Origin of the sequence: Streptomyces sp. CB02400, from assembly GCF_001905725.1 — a bacterium.
Taxonomy (GTDB): domain Bacteria; phylum Actinomycetota; class Actinomycetes; order Streptomycetales; family Streptomycetaceae; genus Streptomyces; species Streptomyces atrovirens.
The window spans coordinates 580,214-594,519 of record NZ_LIWB01000002.1 but is presented as its reverse complement, the minus strand read 5'-3'; the positions used below and the strand labels follow the sequence as shown (position 1 = coordinate 594,519).

12 protein-coding genes are annotated in these 14,306 nt (G+C 71.3%); 3 read left to right on the top strand and 9 right to left on the bottom strand.

Features of this window, described 5'->3' with window-relative positions:
* Positions 1-11: 11 nt before the first annotated feature.
* The 7 genes from AMK33_RS07740 to AMK33_RS07710 all read right to left on the bottom strand — a co-directional run bounded on the left by AMK33_RS07740 (position 12) and on the right by AMK33_RS07710 (position 9,002).
* Complete coding sequence (locus tag AMK33_RS07740; protein ID WP_073931972.1) at positions 12-2,093, bottom strand: MMPL family transporter; 2,082 nt, start codon at positions 2,091-2,093, stop codon at positions 12-14.
* A 152-nt stretch (positions 2,094-2,245) separates the two neighbouring features.
* Positions 2,246-3,367, bottom strand: coding sequence for a hypothetical protein (locus tag AMK33_RS07735; protein WP_073931971.1), 1,122 nt, complete (start codon positions 3,365-3,367; stop codon positions 2,246-2,248).
* Positions 3,368-3,439: 72 nt separating this feature from the next.
* Positions 3,440-4,456: an SCO2521 family protein gene (locus tag AMK33_RS07730; protein ID WP_073931970.1), complete on the bottom strand. Its 1,017-nt coding sequence runs from the start codon at positions 4,454-4,456 to the stop codon at positions 3,440-3,442.
* 16 nt (positions 4,457-4,472) lie between these two features.
* On the bottom strand, positions 4,473-5,435 hold the full coding sequence (locus AMK33_RS07725) for an SCO2522 family protein (RefSeq protein WP_073931969.1): 963 nt from the start codon (positions 5,433-5,435) through the stop codon (positions 4,473-4,475).
* Entirely contained in the window at positions 5,432-6,349 is a 918-nt protein-coding gene (locus tag AMK33_RS07720) for an SCO2523 family variant P-loop protein (RefSeq protein WP_073931968.1), read from the bottom strand. The genes AMK33_RS07725 and AMK33_RS07720 overlap by 4 nt, the downstream gene beginning before the upstream one ends.
* Before the next feature lie 3 nt (positions 6,350-6,352).
* Positions 6,353-8,194, bottom strand: a complete 1,842-nt coding sequence (locus tag AMK33_RS07715; RefSeq protein WP_073931967.1) for an SCO2524 family protein — start codon at positions 8,192-8,194, stop codon at positions 6,353-6,355.
* Between the two features lie 55 nt (positions 8,195-8,249).
* The gene (locus tag AMK33_RS07710; RefSeq protein ID WP_073931966.1) at positions 8,250-9,002 is read right to left on the bottom strand and encodes an SCO2525 family SAM-dependent methyltransferase; all 753 of its coding nucleotides are present in this window, start codon (positions 9,000-9,002) and stop codon (positions 8,250-8,252) included.
* A gap of 342 nt (positions 9,003-9,344) precedes the next feature.
* Between AMK33_RS07710 and AMK33_RS07705 the strand changes: the two genes are divergently transcribed.
* Entirely contained in the window at positions 9,345-9,890 is a 546-nt protein-coding gene (locus AMK33_RS07705; protein WP_073931965.1) for a GNAT family N-acetyltransferase, read from the top strand.
* Between the two features lie 42 nt (positions 9,891-9,932).
* On the opposite strand, the gene AMK33_RS07700 is transcribed toward AMK33_RS07705, so the two are convergent.
* Both AMK33_RS07700 and leuA read right to left on the bottom strand, forming a co-directional pair.
* Positions 9,933-10,634 (bottom strand): TerB family tellurite resistance protein, encoded by a 702-nt coding sequence (locus AMK33_RS07700; protein WP_073931964.1) that lies wholly within the window; start codon positions 10,632-10,634, stop codon positions 9,933-9,935.
* 185 nt (positions 10,635-10,819) lie between these two features.
* Positions 10,820-12,541, bottom strand: coding sequence for a 2-isopropylmalate synthase (leuA, locus tag AMK33_RS07695; RefSeq protein WP_073931963.1), 1,722 nt, complete (start codon positions 12,539-12,541; stop codon positions 10,820-10,822).
* 348 nt (positions 12,542-12,889) lie between these two features.
* On the opposite strand from leuA, the gene AMK33_RS07690 reads away from it, so the two are divergent.
* Together AMK33_RS07690 and AMK33_RS07685 are read left to right on the top strand one after the other, a co-directional pair.
* Positions 12,890-13,960: a M4 family metallopeptidase gene (locus AMK33_RS07690; protein WP_073932089.1), complete on the top strand. Its 1,071-nt coding sequence runs from the start codon at positions 12,890-12,892 to the stop codon at positions 13,958-13,960.
* A 21-nt stretch (positions 13,961-13,981) separates the two neighbouring features.
* Positions 13,982-14,248, top strand: coding sequence for a protealysin inhibitor emfourin (locus AMK33_RS07685; protein ID WP_073931962.1), 267 nt, complete (start codon positions 13,982-13,984; stop codon positions 14,246-14,248).
* Positions 14,249-14,306: the final 58 nt, after the last annotated feature.

Here is a 14,306-nt window from a genome sequence, read left to right as displayed (position 1 = left end):
CACGCGGGTGGCTACACCGGTTCCGGCTGCCGTTCGCGCGGGACGGGCTCCGGGGCCCGGGAGAGCCTGCCGGGCCACCACATCCGGCGGCGCAGCAGCACGCTCGCGGTGGTGACGAGGTAGGTGCGGACGAGGAAGGTGTCGAGGAGGACGCCGACCGCGATGACGAAGCCGAGTTCGACCATCCCCACCAGCGGAAGGGTGGTGAGCACGGCGAAGGTCGCGGCGAGGACGACGCCGGCGGAGGCGATCACGCCGCCCGTGGTGCGCAGCGCGGTGAGTGCGGCGGCCTCGGGTTCGGCGCCGTTCAGGGACTCCTCGCGCATGCGGTGCATGAGGAAGATGCCGTAGTCGACGCCGAGGGCGACCAGGAACACGAAGGACAGCAGTCCGAGTCCGGGGTCGGTGCCGGCGAAGCCGAGCAGCGGTTCGAAGACCAGTCCGCCGATGCCGAGGGCGGCGCCCCAGACGGCGACGACCGCGGCGAGCAGCAGCAGTGGTGCGACGAGGCTGCGGAGCAGGACCATGAGGATCACGAACACGGCGGCGAGGACGAGCGGCACGATCACCTTGCGGTCGCGGGACTCGCTGTCGGCGAGGTCGAGCTGCTGGGCGCTGAGGCCGCCGACGTAGGCGCCGTGGTCGTCGTCGAGGGTGTCGCGCAGGGCTTCGATGGTGCGGGTCTCGCCGGCCGTCTCGGGGGCGGCGGTGGCGAACACGGAGATCTCGGTCCAGCCTTCGCCGCTGCGTCCGGCGGTGGCGTCGGCGACCCCCTCGGTGGTGCGGGCCTCCGCCAGGACGGCGTCCGTCCGGTCGGTGGGTGCCATCACGGTGAGGGGGCGGCTGCTGCGCTCGGGGTACTCCTCGGCCAGGGTCCGCATCGCGGAGATGGACTCGGGCCGGTCGGTGAAGGAGTCCTCCTGCTTGAGGTCGCCGGTGAGGTTGAGGGTGCCGAGGGCGAGGGCGCCGAGGAGGAGCCCGCCGCCCGCGAGGACGGCGGCGGGGCGCCGGGCGGCGGAGGTGCCCATGGCGGCGAACAGCGACCGGCGGGCCTTGGGGGCGCTGCCGAAGGCGGGGATCAGCGGCCAGAACACGCGGCGGCCGAGCAGGACGAGGACCGCGGGCAGCAGGGTCGTCATGGCGACGAGTGCGGCGAGCACGCCGATCATGCCGACCGGGCCCATGCCGCTGCTGCTGTTGAGGTCGGCGGCGAGCAGGCACAGCAGTCCGGCGGCGACGGTGCCGGAGGAGGCGAGGATCGCCGGTCCGCAGCCGCGCAGGGCGGCGCTCATGGCGTCGTACGGCCGCTCGTGGCGGCGCAGTTCCTCGCGGTAGCGGGAGACGAGCAGCAGCGCGTAGTCGGTGCCGGCGCCGAGGACGAGGACGGTCATGATGCCGCCGCTCTGACCGGTGACGGTGACGTCGAAGAGTTCGTGCAGGCCGTATCCGGCGGCCATCGCGACACCGGCGGCGGCACCCGCGACGGTGAGCGGGACCAGCCACAGGAACGGGCTGCGGTAGATCAGCACGAGCAGCACGGTGACGACGCCGAGGGTGGCGAACAGCAGGGTGCCGTCGATGGTCTCGAAGACCTTGCTCATGTCGGTGCCGAGGGCGCCGGGCCCGCCGACCTCGACGCCCAGTCCGCCGGTACCGTCGGCGATCTCGCGCACCCCGTCGACGAAGGCGTTCCGGGCCTCCTCGTCCTGGCCCGGCTCGGTGCTGGAGACGGGGTACATGAGGGTGCTGCCGTCCGCGGAGGGGACGCCCCGGGGGGTGCCCGTCAGCTCGTACGCGCCCTCGACCTCGGCGACCTGCGCGGCGGCGGTCTCCCGGTCGGCGGTGCTCAGTCCGCCGTCCCGGTGGTAGACGAGCACGAGGTCGGTGGACTCGCCGCCGGGCAGCCGGTCCTGGATGCGGGCCACCTGGGTGGAGTCGGCGCTGTCGGGCAGGTAGTCGACGGCCCGGTTCTGCTGGACCTCGCTGAACTTGCCGGCGAGCGGCCCGACGAGCACGAGCGCGGCCAGCCACAGCCCGACCACCGCCCAGGGCACGAGTCGCCGTCGCCGTGCTTGTGTCCTTGCGTCCCCCATGAGACGGGGCTCCCCTCCGGTCGGGTGTCTGGGTCGGTTCCCAGACTCCCGGCGGAAGGGGCGCGGGGCGTCGGACGTGGGATCGAGTTGCGGGGTACTGCGGAGGGCGGCACGGGGGCGCGGTTACTCCCCCGGGAGTAACCGCCCGGAGGCTACGCCCGGTCGACCATCCAGGTGCCGTCCTCCTCGTCGTCGACCCGTACCTCCAGTTCGCGGATGCTCATGCCCGCCTCCCACAGTTCCCGGAAGCGTTTCATCCGGTCCTGGACGTGGTCGCGTCGCGCGATGAGCCGGGTCCTGACGTTGACGTCGCGCAGGTCCTGCTCGATCTCGAAGGAGACCTCCTCGTCGTAGACGATGAAGTCGTCGGTGGTGCCGCGCTGGAGGTGCGGCGGCAGTTCGGGCAGCACCGCCACCCGGACCTCGATGCGCAGCGCCTGCTGTTCGTCGCACAGCCGCAGCAGCCGGTCGTCGAGTTCGCGCGCGCTCGCCAGCAGGAACAGCCGCCGTACCGGCACCCCGTGTTCCTCGATCGCCTCCCGCTGGGCGTCGAGGTAGCGGCTGGCGGGCTCGCTGTTCCAGAACTCGCGGTCGACGGAGGTGCTGATGGCGTCGACGGAGCGCTCCGCGGCGTGGGTGAGGCTGAGCATCCAGTCGTGGTTCTCGCCGTGGCACTCCACGCTCATGCTGGTGAGCGCCGCCATGTGGCCGACCACCCGCTGCATCTCCAGGCGGACGAACGTGTAGAGGATCGACGGTCCGGGTGCGAGGGCCTCGGCGAAGCGCTTGGCCAGTTCCGGTACGCCGTCGGTGCGGACGCGGTCGAGCGGCGGGTAGGACTCGGGGGCCGGGTCCTGCTGGGCGAGGCGGGTCTCGACGAGCTGCCGGATGTCCTCGGTGTGCCGGGCCAGGCCGGTCCGCAGGTCGTCGTCGTGCCGCTCCAGGCCGTCCCGCACGGTGGCGGCGGTCTCGGCGAGGACGCTCTGCGTCCGCAGGGCCTGTTCGACCTGTTCGTCGGGGGTCCGGTCCTGGGCGAAGAGGTACTGGAGGACCACCGTGGCGGCGGCGCAGAGTGCCGCGGCGGAGAGCTGCCGGAGCGCTCCGCCCCCGAGGCTCAGCAGTGCGGCGACGCCCCAGGCGACGAGGCCGACGGTGAGGCCGGTCAGGAGTCTGCGCGTCCACTCGGTCCGGTCGGGCGACTGTGCCCGGGAACGTGCGCCCGCGCCGGGCGGGGGTGCCGTCTCCTCGGGCTGGGGTGACTGTGCCGTGCTCATCTCGCTTCTCCCCCCGTTGGGATGCGCGTCGGATCGGGGTGCGGGGATGTGCGTGGGGCCGAAACCGCGGGGTCAGGGAATCAACTCGGCCTCCCGGTGGGGAATCGCGTGCAGGGCGAGCTGGTCCCGGATGCGCTGCACCAGGGTGCGCCACTGCCGGGTGAAGCCGGGGCGGTCCTCCAGCGCCTCCCAGAGCGGGGCGAGTCCGTGCGCGACGCGGGCCCGTGGCATCCACAGGTGCAGCAGGTGGTCGACGGCGGGCCGCAGCGCCGTGACGACGGCGGGGTGGCTCTCGCCGGTCCGTGGCCGCGGCCGGGCGGAGGGTTCCGCGGCGCCCAGCCGGATGCCGTCCAGGATGCGGACGACGGTGGTGAGCAGCCAGTCGTGCAGGGCGAGGTCGTCGCAGAGCCCGGCGATCTCACCGGCGGGCGTGCCGGCGGGGACGCGGAGCCGTACGGTGCGCAGCTCGTCCTCGGCGAGGGTGAACCGCTCGATCGACGGCCCCTCGTCGCGCTCGGCGGGCAGGGCGACCCAGCGCAGCCGGGTGGGGCGGGACTTCAGGGGCGGGCGGTGGTCGAGCAGGGGGTGGCGCAGCAGGCGGGTGAGGAGTCCGTCGGCGATCAGCCCGACGTCGAGTTCGCCGTGCCGCCCGCCGTTCAGCAGGCCCTGGGCGACCGCCTCGTACGGCAGTTTCCCGAACGGCTCGACCGTCGCGGGCCGTACGAGGTAGTGGCCCCAGGGGCGCCGGTGGTCGGGGCCGGAGGCGGGGACACGGAAGTAGGCGGAGCTCTGCAGGACGCGCCCCTCGGTGAGGGAGGCGCGGGCTGCGACGGTGCCGACGGCGCGGATCCTGGCACCGTTGGCGCTGGGCAGGGGGCAGTCGACGCCGGTGAGGGTGTCCGGGGAGCGGCCGTAGAGGTTGGGGCGCTCGGAGAGCAGGACGCGTTCGTCGGCGCGCAGTCCGAGGAGCTGGGCGGCGGCGCGGCTGTCGAGGGCCTGCAGGGCGGGCAGCAGGCAGGTGCGGACCTCGCCGCAGGCGAGCACGACGGGCGGCTGCGTCTCCCCCGGCGTCGTGCCCCCCGGCCTCATGTCCCCCGGCGTCATGTCACTGCCCCGCGTAAAAAACGTAGGAGATGCGGTCGGCCACCGAGTCGGGGACTGCCGCGTTCTCGCGGGCGGAGCGTTCGGCGGTCTGGGCCAGTGCTCCGGGGTCGACCTCGATCTGGTCGAGGATCACGCGGACGGCGTGCTCGACGGGTAAGAACCGGCTGGGCAACACCGAGCAGGTCCGGTAGGCGGCGAACGGGTCCGCGCGGGGGTTGAGCCGCAGCAGCGGGGGCAGTTCGTCCCAGTCGTCGGGGAAGCCGGACGCGGTGTGCGGCTGGGGTACGAGGACGGCCTCGCCCTCGTTGCGCAGCAGCCCGAGGCGGGCGAGCTGCCACACCGCGGCGAGGAAGGGGCAGGACCAGGTGCGGTGTCCGTCGGGGCCGTCGTCCCAGAGTTCGACGTCCAGGAAGACGGAGTGGCGGCGGGCGGCGGTCTCCTTCGGCTGCTGCCAGGCGGTGGCCTTCTTCATGGCCTGCGGGGCGCGTGCGACGGGGCTGCGCTCGCCGTTGGCCAGCCAGCCGGTCTGCGTGGCCGGGGGGCGCAGACCGTAGCTGCCGGGCGGTGGTTCCTCGACGATCCGTCCGGCCACGGCCTCCGCGACCGGCACCTTGCCGGCGACGGCGCAGCCGGACTCGCGGGCCAGGTAGTCGACGACGAGCCCGGCCCGCTCGGCCTCCTCCAGGAGCATGGGGACGACTTCGGCGGGGGCGGAGAAGCGGGTGAAGTAGTCGTCGATCAGGAAACAGGTGCTGATCCGGGGGCGTTTGCCGCCGGCCGCGGCGGCGGTGGCGCGGGCCGCCTCCGCCCAGGGGCGTACGCGTTCGAAGTGCCGCCGCAGGTGCCCGGGGCCGGCCTCGAAGTCCTCCATGTAGAGGTGGCCGAGTTCCAGGGAGAGGTGGGACAGGGGCACCGCCTGGGTGCGTGGTTCGGCGGCCGTCTCGCGGAACACCGCTTCCGTCATGGCCGCCCCCAGCAGTCGTCGTCGGTGAGCCGTCGCGCGATCTCCTCCAGCGCCTCCAGTGTCTCCTTGTTGGCGATCTGTGTGGAGAGGACGTCCTCTTCGGTGATGAGCTGTTCGCGCCACTGCAGGATGGGTTCCAGGGGTACGACGCCGAGCACCACGCTGTCGCCGATGCGGTGTTCCGCGGCGAGCCGGCGCAGCGCCTCGTCGCAGGACTGCATCCAGGCGGCCTGGGCGGGCGAGCCCTGGGACCACAGCGGCGAGTCCGGATCGGGTACGGCGGCCCGGACGAAGCGGACGGCGCCCCGCAGCGCCTCCTCGTCGTGGCCGCGTTCGACGCCGCCCTTGATGATGCCGTGGTCCGTGTGGACGAGTCCGGCGGCGGCGATCACGTGCTGCCGGGTCCAGCGGTGGAAGACCAGCCAGCGGAACGGGACGTAGCGCATCCGGGGGTGGGCGGTCGCGGCGAGGGCCATGTCGACGGCGTAGCTGCGGCCGGCGCTGAGGTCGACGACGATCAGGTCGAACTCGCCGTGCAGCCGCAGCAGGAGGTCGACGCACCGTTCGAGGGCGTCCTCGCCGATGGCGAACTCGCCGCCGCCGGCGTCGCCGGGGAGCAGCACCAGGCGGCCGGCCTGGTTCGGGCGGGCGCGCAGTTGGGGGTGCTCGGTCTGCCGCCAGACGTCGATCCTGGCCGGTTCGGTGACCGTGCCCTCCAGGTAGGAGTGCAGGCCGCGTTCCTCGGTGCCGCGCATCGCGCCGGGTACGTCGAAGACGGCGGCGGCGGTGGGCGAGCCGAAGTCGAAGTCGACGTAGGCCACGTGGTCGCCGGCGAGGGCACGCTGGTAGGCCAGGTTGGCGCTGGTCACCGAACGGCCGGTGCCTCCTTTGTCGGAAGCGGCGAAGACGAGCACGGCTCACACCTCCTGGGCGGCCGCGCCTCGGGCCTGGGCCAGGGTGTCGAGTTCCCGGAGCACGGGCAGGGCCAGGGCGAACGCGGTCGCGGGCCGGTCGTCGACCAGGCTCCGGGCGTGGTCCAGGCGGCTTTCTATGCTCCGCATGGCCCGGCCCCGGCTTCCGTCGGGGCTCGCGGAGGCCTCCAGCTGTTCCTTGCCGAAGAGGTGGGTGGCCTCGCTGAGCAGGTCGCGGGCGAGCTGGGCGAGTTCGGGGCTGCGGATGGGCTGTTGTTCGTAGAGGTTGCGGGCGGCGACCAGGCACTCGGTGACGCGCTCGGTGATGCTCCAGGAGAGGCGCTCGCTGACGCGCGAGTCCGGGTAGACGGCCCGCGCGTGGTCCCAGAGGCCCGCTCCCTCGCCGTCCTCGATCCGCCGGTTCCACAGGTGCTCGAACGCCTGCTCGCCCAGGCGGAGCAGCCGGTCCTGTGCGTCGATGTTCCGGGAGAGTTCCGCGAGCTGGATGATCCGCTTGAGGAGCTGGGCCGAGAAGTCGGTCATCCGCCACTGCAGTGGGGAGCCGGACCGTTCGGAGCCGGCGAGCGGCATGGTGACGCCCGGGTTGTGCAGCTCGATGGCCGGGTCGTTCCTGGTCATGCGGCTGGTGACGCGGCCCCGGTCGGCCAGGCGCTCCATGATGGCGACGGTGCGGGTGAGGTCGTCGTCGGTGGCCTTCCGGCGGACCAGGTCGTGCACGAGGATGGCCGCGACGGTCAGGGAGAAGTACTCCGACTCCAGTCGCAGTCCGGTGGTCTGCCAGGGCAGGTCCTCCAGGGGCCAGCGCTCGCTGCCGAACCGGGCGATGGCCGACCAGTACTGCTGGCTGAGCTCCCAGCGCAGGCGTAACGCCTCGGCGAGTTTCTGCTGGTCGGCGTCGAGCAGTCCCAGGGTGAGGGTGCGGTCGGAGAACAGGTCCTGGATGCCGTCCAGGGCGATGACGGTGAAGTACACGTACGGCAGCCGGTCGGCGATGCCGTCGGGCTGGCCGGGGACCTGGACGTTCAGGTCGGTGATGGTCGGCGCGTCCTTGACCACGCCCCAGGCCCAGCCGCACTCGAAGAGCTGGCTCTCGTCGCGGATGCTCTCGTCGACCTGGATGCCGCGGCTGAGGCTTTCGATGATCGTGGCGCGCAGCGGGCGGAAGCGGCGGGAGAACTGCTGGAGGGCGGCCCGGTCGGACTGTCTGTCCTGGCCGATGACCTGGATGAGCCGCTGTCCCTGTTCGGACTCGGCGTCGAAGACGTTGACGGTGAAGGAGCGCAGCAGGCTGATCATCGCGGCGGTCAGCCGGGTGTTGGTGGCCTCCCTCAGCTCGGCGAGGGCCTTGCGCACGTCGGGACGGGTGGTGCTGGGCTCGTAGACCTTGAGGAATCCGAGCGTGGCGAGGCAGAGCGTGACGGACATGGAGTAGGAGTCGACCACGCCGAGCTGGTACTGCTCGTGGGTGAGTTTCTGCTGGGGTTCGGCCGGCCTGAAGTAGTGTCCGCCGGCGAAGGTGGGGCTGTCGTCGGGGCCGGTGTGGCTGCGCATGAACTGGGAGAGCGCGGTGATCAGGTTGGGCGGGATCTCCAGCCGGCTGCCGACCCCCTCCAGTGCGCGCAGCACGTCCCGTTCGGTGGTGTCGGGCTGGTCGAGGCGGAACGCGGGGACCTCGGTGGCGGGATAGAGCAGACAGAGCAGCCGCTCGGCGTCGGCGACGCTGCTCAGCCCGTCGGTGTCCTCCCAGACGAGCTTCCCGTCGTCGAACGAATGGCGGGCCATGGCCCGCCAGATGTCCAGCAGATGCTGCCGTGGCTTGATCTGCATCCCCGCACCCCTCGTACAGATCTCGTTGCCCTGTGTTCAGACATGGTCCCCGTTCCTACGGGGTGGCAATCGCCGAATTCCGCCGCCCCAGGGCGAGAATCATTCCCTCGTGACCCGGCCGCACCATGTGGTCCATGTCGTGGATTTCCAGTTCGGCGGCGAAGGGTTCCAGGCTCTCCCGGATCCGGTCCGCGTTGACCCGGTAGGCGGGGTACTTGTGTGCGCCGACCTGGTATCCGATGGATTCCTTCATGAACGCGGCGGCGAAGGGCGCGCCCTCGTTCAGCGCGTCCATGAAGCACTCCACTCCCCGTCGGAACTCGTCGGGGCACTCGGACATCGAGTCGGCGACGAAGAACATCGTGCCGATGTCCCAGCGCCGCTGTCCGTCGAGGTCCAGCAGGTTGGCGCGTTCCACCCGGACGATCTCGCCGAACCGGCTCCGCGGCTCGACGTCCCGGTAGGCGGGAGCCTCACCCAGTACGTCCCAGAACGCGTCCCACGCCGTGTCGTACCCCCCGCCGGACGCCTGTTTCTCCAGGTATTCGACATTCGGAGTCGCGTATTCCAGAAGGAGGACCTTCTCGCACCAGGGCAGCATGGAAAGGGCCGGATAGAGATTCGCGCCGGCGCCCACGTCGACTCCCCGGACCGATGCCGGAACGCCCTGCGCGTAGCAGCGGCTGAAATAGTCGCGCATGAGCCGCACGATCAGCAGATCGACCTCGAGCGGGGTGCGGTAATTGAGGTCGACGTACACCTCCGGATCGAACTGCGCCCATGGCGCGTCGGCGTTGCGATCCATCATCACCCTGCCAAGTTCCATTCAGTGTCGGACAAGACCGTGTGCCCAGCGCACGAGTCCCCAGTGGACGTCGGCGGACGAAGAAGCGGCTCCGGTGCTCGCACGGTAAGCCCGGTCGGCACGCGGAGACAGCCAGGAACACGCCAGTCCGCCGTGACCGGGCGCACATCAGGCGCACGCCAGCACAGTCCTGTCACACCTGAACTCGCCCTTGCACGTGGCGAGTTGGACGCTCACTCTAGCCAGAAGCAGCCACCGGCCGCCACCGGGGTCCCCATTCCCTCCTTCGTGTGAACGGCGGCCACGGCTGCCGTGTTGACGTCTCACGTCCCGACTGGGGGTGGCATGACCGCCGAACCGCTTGAGCGCGCCCTGGACCACGAGCAGCGCCTCACCCGGCCGACACCTCTACCGGAACCACCGCCCCCGCTGCTGCGGCCGGCACGGGAGTCCGACCTGCCCGAACTCCAGCGGCTCGACGGGGAGGTCTTCCGGGAGGTCGCCTATCCGGCGTTCCTGCTGCGGCAGCTCCACGACCTGTACGCCGGTCCCGCCGGTCATCTCCTCGTCCTCGACGACGGTGACGGCCGGCTTCGCGGCTACGTCCTGGCGGCCACCGCGGCGTTCCACCGGGACAGCTGGATACTCGGTCTGTGCGTGGCCGAGGACCGGCGCCGGCACGGGCTGGGCCGGGAGCTGATGGTGGAGGTCCTGGAGCGGCTGCGCCGGTGCGGGACCGAACGGGTCCGGCTGACCGTGGAGCCCGCCAACGACGCCGCGATCCTGCTCTACCGTTCCCTGGGCTTCCGTCCGGAGCCGCCCGACGGGGGAATGCGCCGGGACTACTTCGGTCCGGGTGAGGACCGCGAGGTGATGTGCCTCGTGCTGTGATGCCTCGTGCTGTGATGCGCCCCGTGCCGTCCCGGCGCCGCATCAGGACGGCGTGCGTGCCGCCGCCAGCAGGCGGGTCACGTCGTCCGAGCAGATGGTGAGGGCCGCGCCCACGGTGGCCAGGGCGTCGCGTTCGGCGGGGATGTAGGGGCCGTCGGCGAGGGCGATACGGGCGCCCTGGAGGAGGATCGACTCGCGGCCCGGCGCGGCGAGGTGCGGGGCGAGGGGGTCCAGGGCCTCGTGCAGCTCGATCGCCAGGCCCGCCGTGCAGGGCTCCCCGGTGAAGCGGCCGGTGTCCGCCTCCAGCGCCTCGACGAGCGCGGCGAGCTGCTCCTCCGTGCAGTCGTCGAAGCCGGCGGCGCGCACCCCGGCCGCGGCCGTCTCCAGGGAGGCGCGCGAGCAGGTGCCGCCGGCGGCCAGCACCGCGAGGGCGACGGTGTGGACGGCGTCGCGGAGCATCGCGGAGAAGCGGGTGGTGGTGGGGTGGTCCAGGACGTCGGTGCCGAAGTGGCGGCGGCAGGCCGCGCATTCGACGACCGGTCCGGTCCCGCCGCGCGGCAGCACGGGCACGCCGAGGAGGGCGAAGCGGCGGTGTCCGGTCAGCCGCTGGTAGTTGCGGTCGCCGCCGCAGCCGGGGCAGAAGAACTCCCCGTCACCGACGGCCGTCCACGCGGTGCGGGTGCCCAGCAGGCGCGACAGTCTGGTGGCAGCGGCACGGCCGTTGGGTCCCCGTCCTGGCAGCACGTCGCACCTCCATAACCGCCACAGCGTCGTCGCCGCGCTTGCGTGATGTTAGCCACATCAAGGAGGTGGAGTCAGTACCCAGGACGAGACCTTTCCGTGACCATCACAGATATATGGCCGGTATATGACGGGGCCCCGCCCGCCGATCTCCGGCGAGCGGGGCCTCAAACCGCCGATTCGGCTGGTCAGCGCGATGCGCGGTTGACGGCCGAGACGACCGCCTTCAGCGAGGCCCGCGTGGTGTTCGCGTCGATTCCGATGCCCCACAGCACCTTGTCGCCGATCGCGCACTCGATGTAGGAGGCGGCCTGCGCGGAGGCGCCCTCGCTCATCGTGTGCTCCTGGTAGTCCAGCAGCCGTACGTCGATGCCGATGCCCTGCAGCGCGTGGAAGAACGCCGAGATCGGGCCGTTGCCGCTGCCGACCAGGGTGGTCTCCGTGCCGTCGACCGTGGCCTCGACGGTGAGGGTGTCGATGCCGTCGCGGTCGGTCGTGGTCTGCCCGTTGGCGACCTGGATGCGGCCCCAGGGGTTCTCCGGGTTGGGCAGGTACTCGTCCTGGAAGACGTCCCAGATGGCGGTCGGCGTGATCTCGCCGCCCTCGGCGTCCGTCTTCGCCTGGATGATCTTCGAGAACTCGATCTGCATCCGGCGCGGCAGGTCCAGCTTGTGGTCGTTCTTCAGGACGTACGCGATACCGCCCTTGCCGGACTGCGAGTTGACCCGGATGACGGCCTCGTAGGAGCGGCCGACGTCCTTGGGGTCGATCGGCAGGTACGGGACCGCCCACTCGATGTCGTCGACGGTGACGCCCTTGGCCTTCGCGTCGGCCTCCATGGCGTCGAAGCCCTTCTTGATGGCGTCCTGGTGGGAGCCGGAGAAGGACGTGTAGACCAGGTCGCCCACGTACGGGTGGCGTGGGTGGACCTCCATCTGGTTGCAGTACTCCCACGTACGACGGATCTCGTCGATGTCGGAGAAGTCGATCCGCGGGTCGACGCCCTGGGAGAACAGGTTCATGCCCAGGGTGACCAGGTCGACGTTGCCGGTGCGCTCGCCCTGCCCGAACAGACAGCCCTCGACGCGGTCGGCGCCGGCCATCAGCGCCAGCTCGGCCGCCGCCACCGCCGTACCGCGGTCGTTGTGCGGGTGGACCGACAGGCAGACGTACTCGCGGCGGGACAGCTTGCGGCCCATCCACTCGAAGCGGTCGGCGTGCGTGGACGGGGTGGAGCGCTCGACGGTGGCGGGCAGGTTGAGGAGGATCTCGCGGCCGGGGCCGGGCTGGTAGGTGTCCATCACCGCCTCGCAGACCTCCAGGGCGAAGTCCAGCTCGGTGTCGGTGAAGATCTCCGGGCTGTACTGGTAGCCGAACTCCGTCTCCGGGCCCAGCAGCTTCTCGGCGTACTCCATCACCAGGCGGGTGCCGTCGACGGCGATCTGCTTGATGTCGTCCTTGGAGCCGCGGAAGACCACGCGGCGGAAGACGGGCGCGGTGGCGTTGTACAGGTGGACGGTGGCCCGCTTGGCGCCCTTCAGGGACTCCACCGTGCGCTCGATCAGGTCCTCGCGGGCCTGGGTCAGTACGGAGATGGTGACGTCGTCCGGGATGGCGTCCGGGTCCTCGATGATCGAGCGGACGAAGTCGAAGTCGGTCTGGCCGGAGGCCGGGAAGCCGACCTCGATCTCCTTGTAGCCCATCTTGACCAGCAGGTCGAACATGGCGCGCTTGCGGGCGGGCGACATGGGGTCGATCAGGGCCTGGTTGCCGTCGCGCAGGTCGGTGGAGAGCCAGCGGGGGGCGGTGGTGATCCGCTTGTCCGGCCAGGTGCGGTCGGGGATGTCGACCTGCTCGTAGCGGCCGTACTTGTGGATCGGCATGGGGCTGGGCTGCTGGCGGTTCGCCATGATGCTTCGGGCTCCTCGGTGTGTCCTGATGGACGGCCGACGGCGCAGCGCCGAACTCCGCGGGGAGGGGGTCGGCCTCTACTGCGGACCCTCACCGCGGCAGCTAAGGAGAAGCAGCCCGAAACGCATGATGCGGAGCATGCTAGCCGAGCTTTCCCTGACGCGGGCCGCATGTATCAGTATGCGGGATCGCCACACCCGAAAGGGGTGCGGGGAACTGCGCGATCCGCCACAAACCACCCGCACGGATAACACAGGGCTACCCCCACAGCGGCTGAATCACGGCATTTCACCCAATCAAGGTTGCCCCTAGTGACAGCAGGCCAACGCAGTGTCATCGTGCCGGACATGACCAAGAACGGGGGCTTCGAGCCCGTCTTCTGCACGATCATCCCGCCGCACGTCCTCGACCGTCTCGCGCAGTCCGACGACCCCGCGCTCTCCGGGCGCGCGCGCCGCACCATCCAGCGCGACGCCCACGAGCGCACCCGGCGCCACCTCACCACCGTCGCCGGCGCCCCGGCCGTCGCCCTGCTCGCCGAGGCCGAGCCCGGCAAGCCGCAGCGCACCGTGTACGACGCCCGGCACGGCACCGACCTGCCGGGGACCAAGGTGCGCGGCGAGGGCGACGAGCCCGGCCAGGACGCCACCGTCAACCGCGCCTACGCCGGTCTCGGCGCCACGTTCGAGCTGCTGCTGAAGGCGTACGCCCGCGACTCCATCGACGGCAACGGGCTGCCGATGGACGCGACCGTGCACTACGACGAGGAGTACAACAACGCCTTCTGGAACGGCGAGCAGATGGTGTTCGGCGACGGCGACGGCGAGATCTTCCTCGACTTCACCATCCCCGTCGACGTCATCGGCCACGAACTCGTCCACGGCGTCACGCAGTACACCGCGAACCTGACCTACTTCGGCCAGCCGGGCGCGCTCAACGAGTCGGTGTCGGACGTCTTCGGCGCGCTCATCAAGCAGTACACGCTCGGCCAGACCGCCGACGAGGCCGACTGGCTGATCGGGGCCGGGCTGCTCGCCCCGCGCGTCACGGGCAAGGCGCTGCGCTCCATGAAGGAGCCGGGCACGGCGTACGACGACGACGTCCTCGGCAAGGACCCGCAGCCCGCGACGATGGACGACTACGTCCGCACCGGCCGGGACAACGGCGGGGTGCACATCAACTCGGGCATCCCGAACCACGCCTTCTACCTGGCGGCCACCACCCTCGGCGGGCACGCCTGGGAACGGGCGGGGCAGGTCTGGTACGACGTGCTGACCGGCGGGGAGCTGGAGCAGGACGCGAAGTTCACGGACTTCGCGACGCTGACGGTGAAGGCGGCGCGCGCCCGGTACGGGGAGGGCGAGGAACTCCAGGCGGTGTCGAAGGCCTGGGAGCGGGTGGGGGTGCGGACGCTGTAGTTCCGTACTAGACACGGACCCATGCGTATTCAGGTGCGGCGCACGGGCGGGTTCGCGGGGATCGAGCGGCGGGCCGAGGTGGACACCTCGGGCCGGGCCGACGCCCACGAGTGGCACGCCCTGGCCGAACGGGTCATGGCCACCGGCCGGGGCACACCTCCGGCCGGGGTGCCGGACGGTTTCAGCTACCGGATCACGGTGGACGGGAGGTCGGTGTACTGCGCGGATCCCCGGCTGACGGACGAGCAGCGGGAGCTGATCAGGAAGGTGCTGAAGGAAGGTGCGTAACTTGCTTGTGCCGCACGGACGTTGACTTGGCCTGGCTCGGGTGCGGATGATCCGGGCC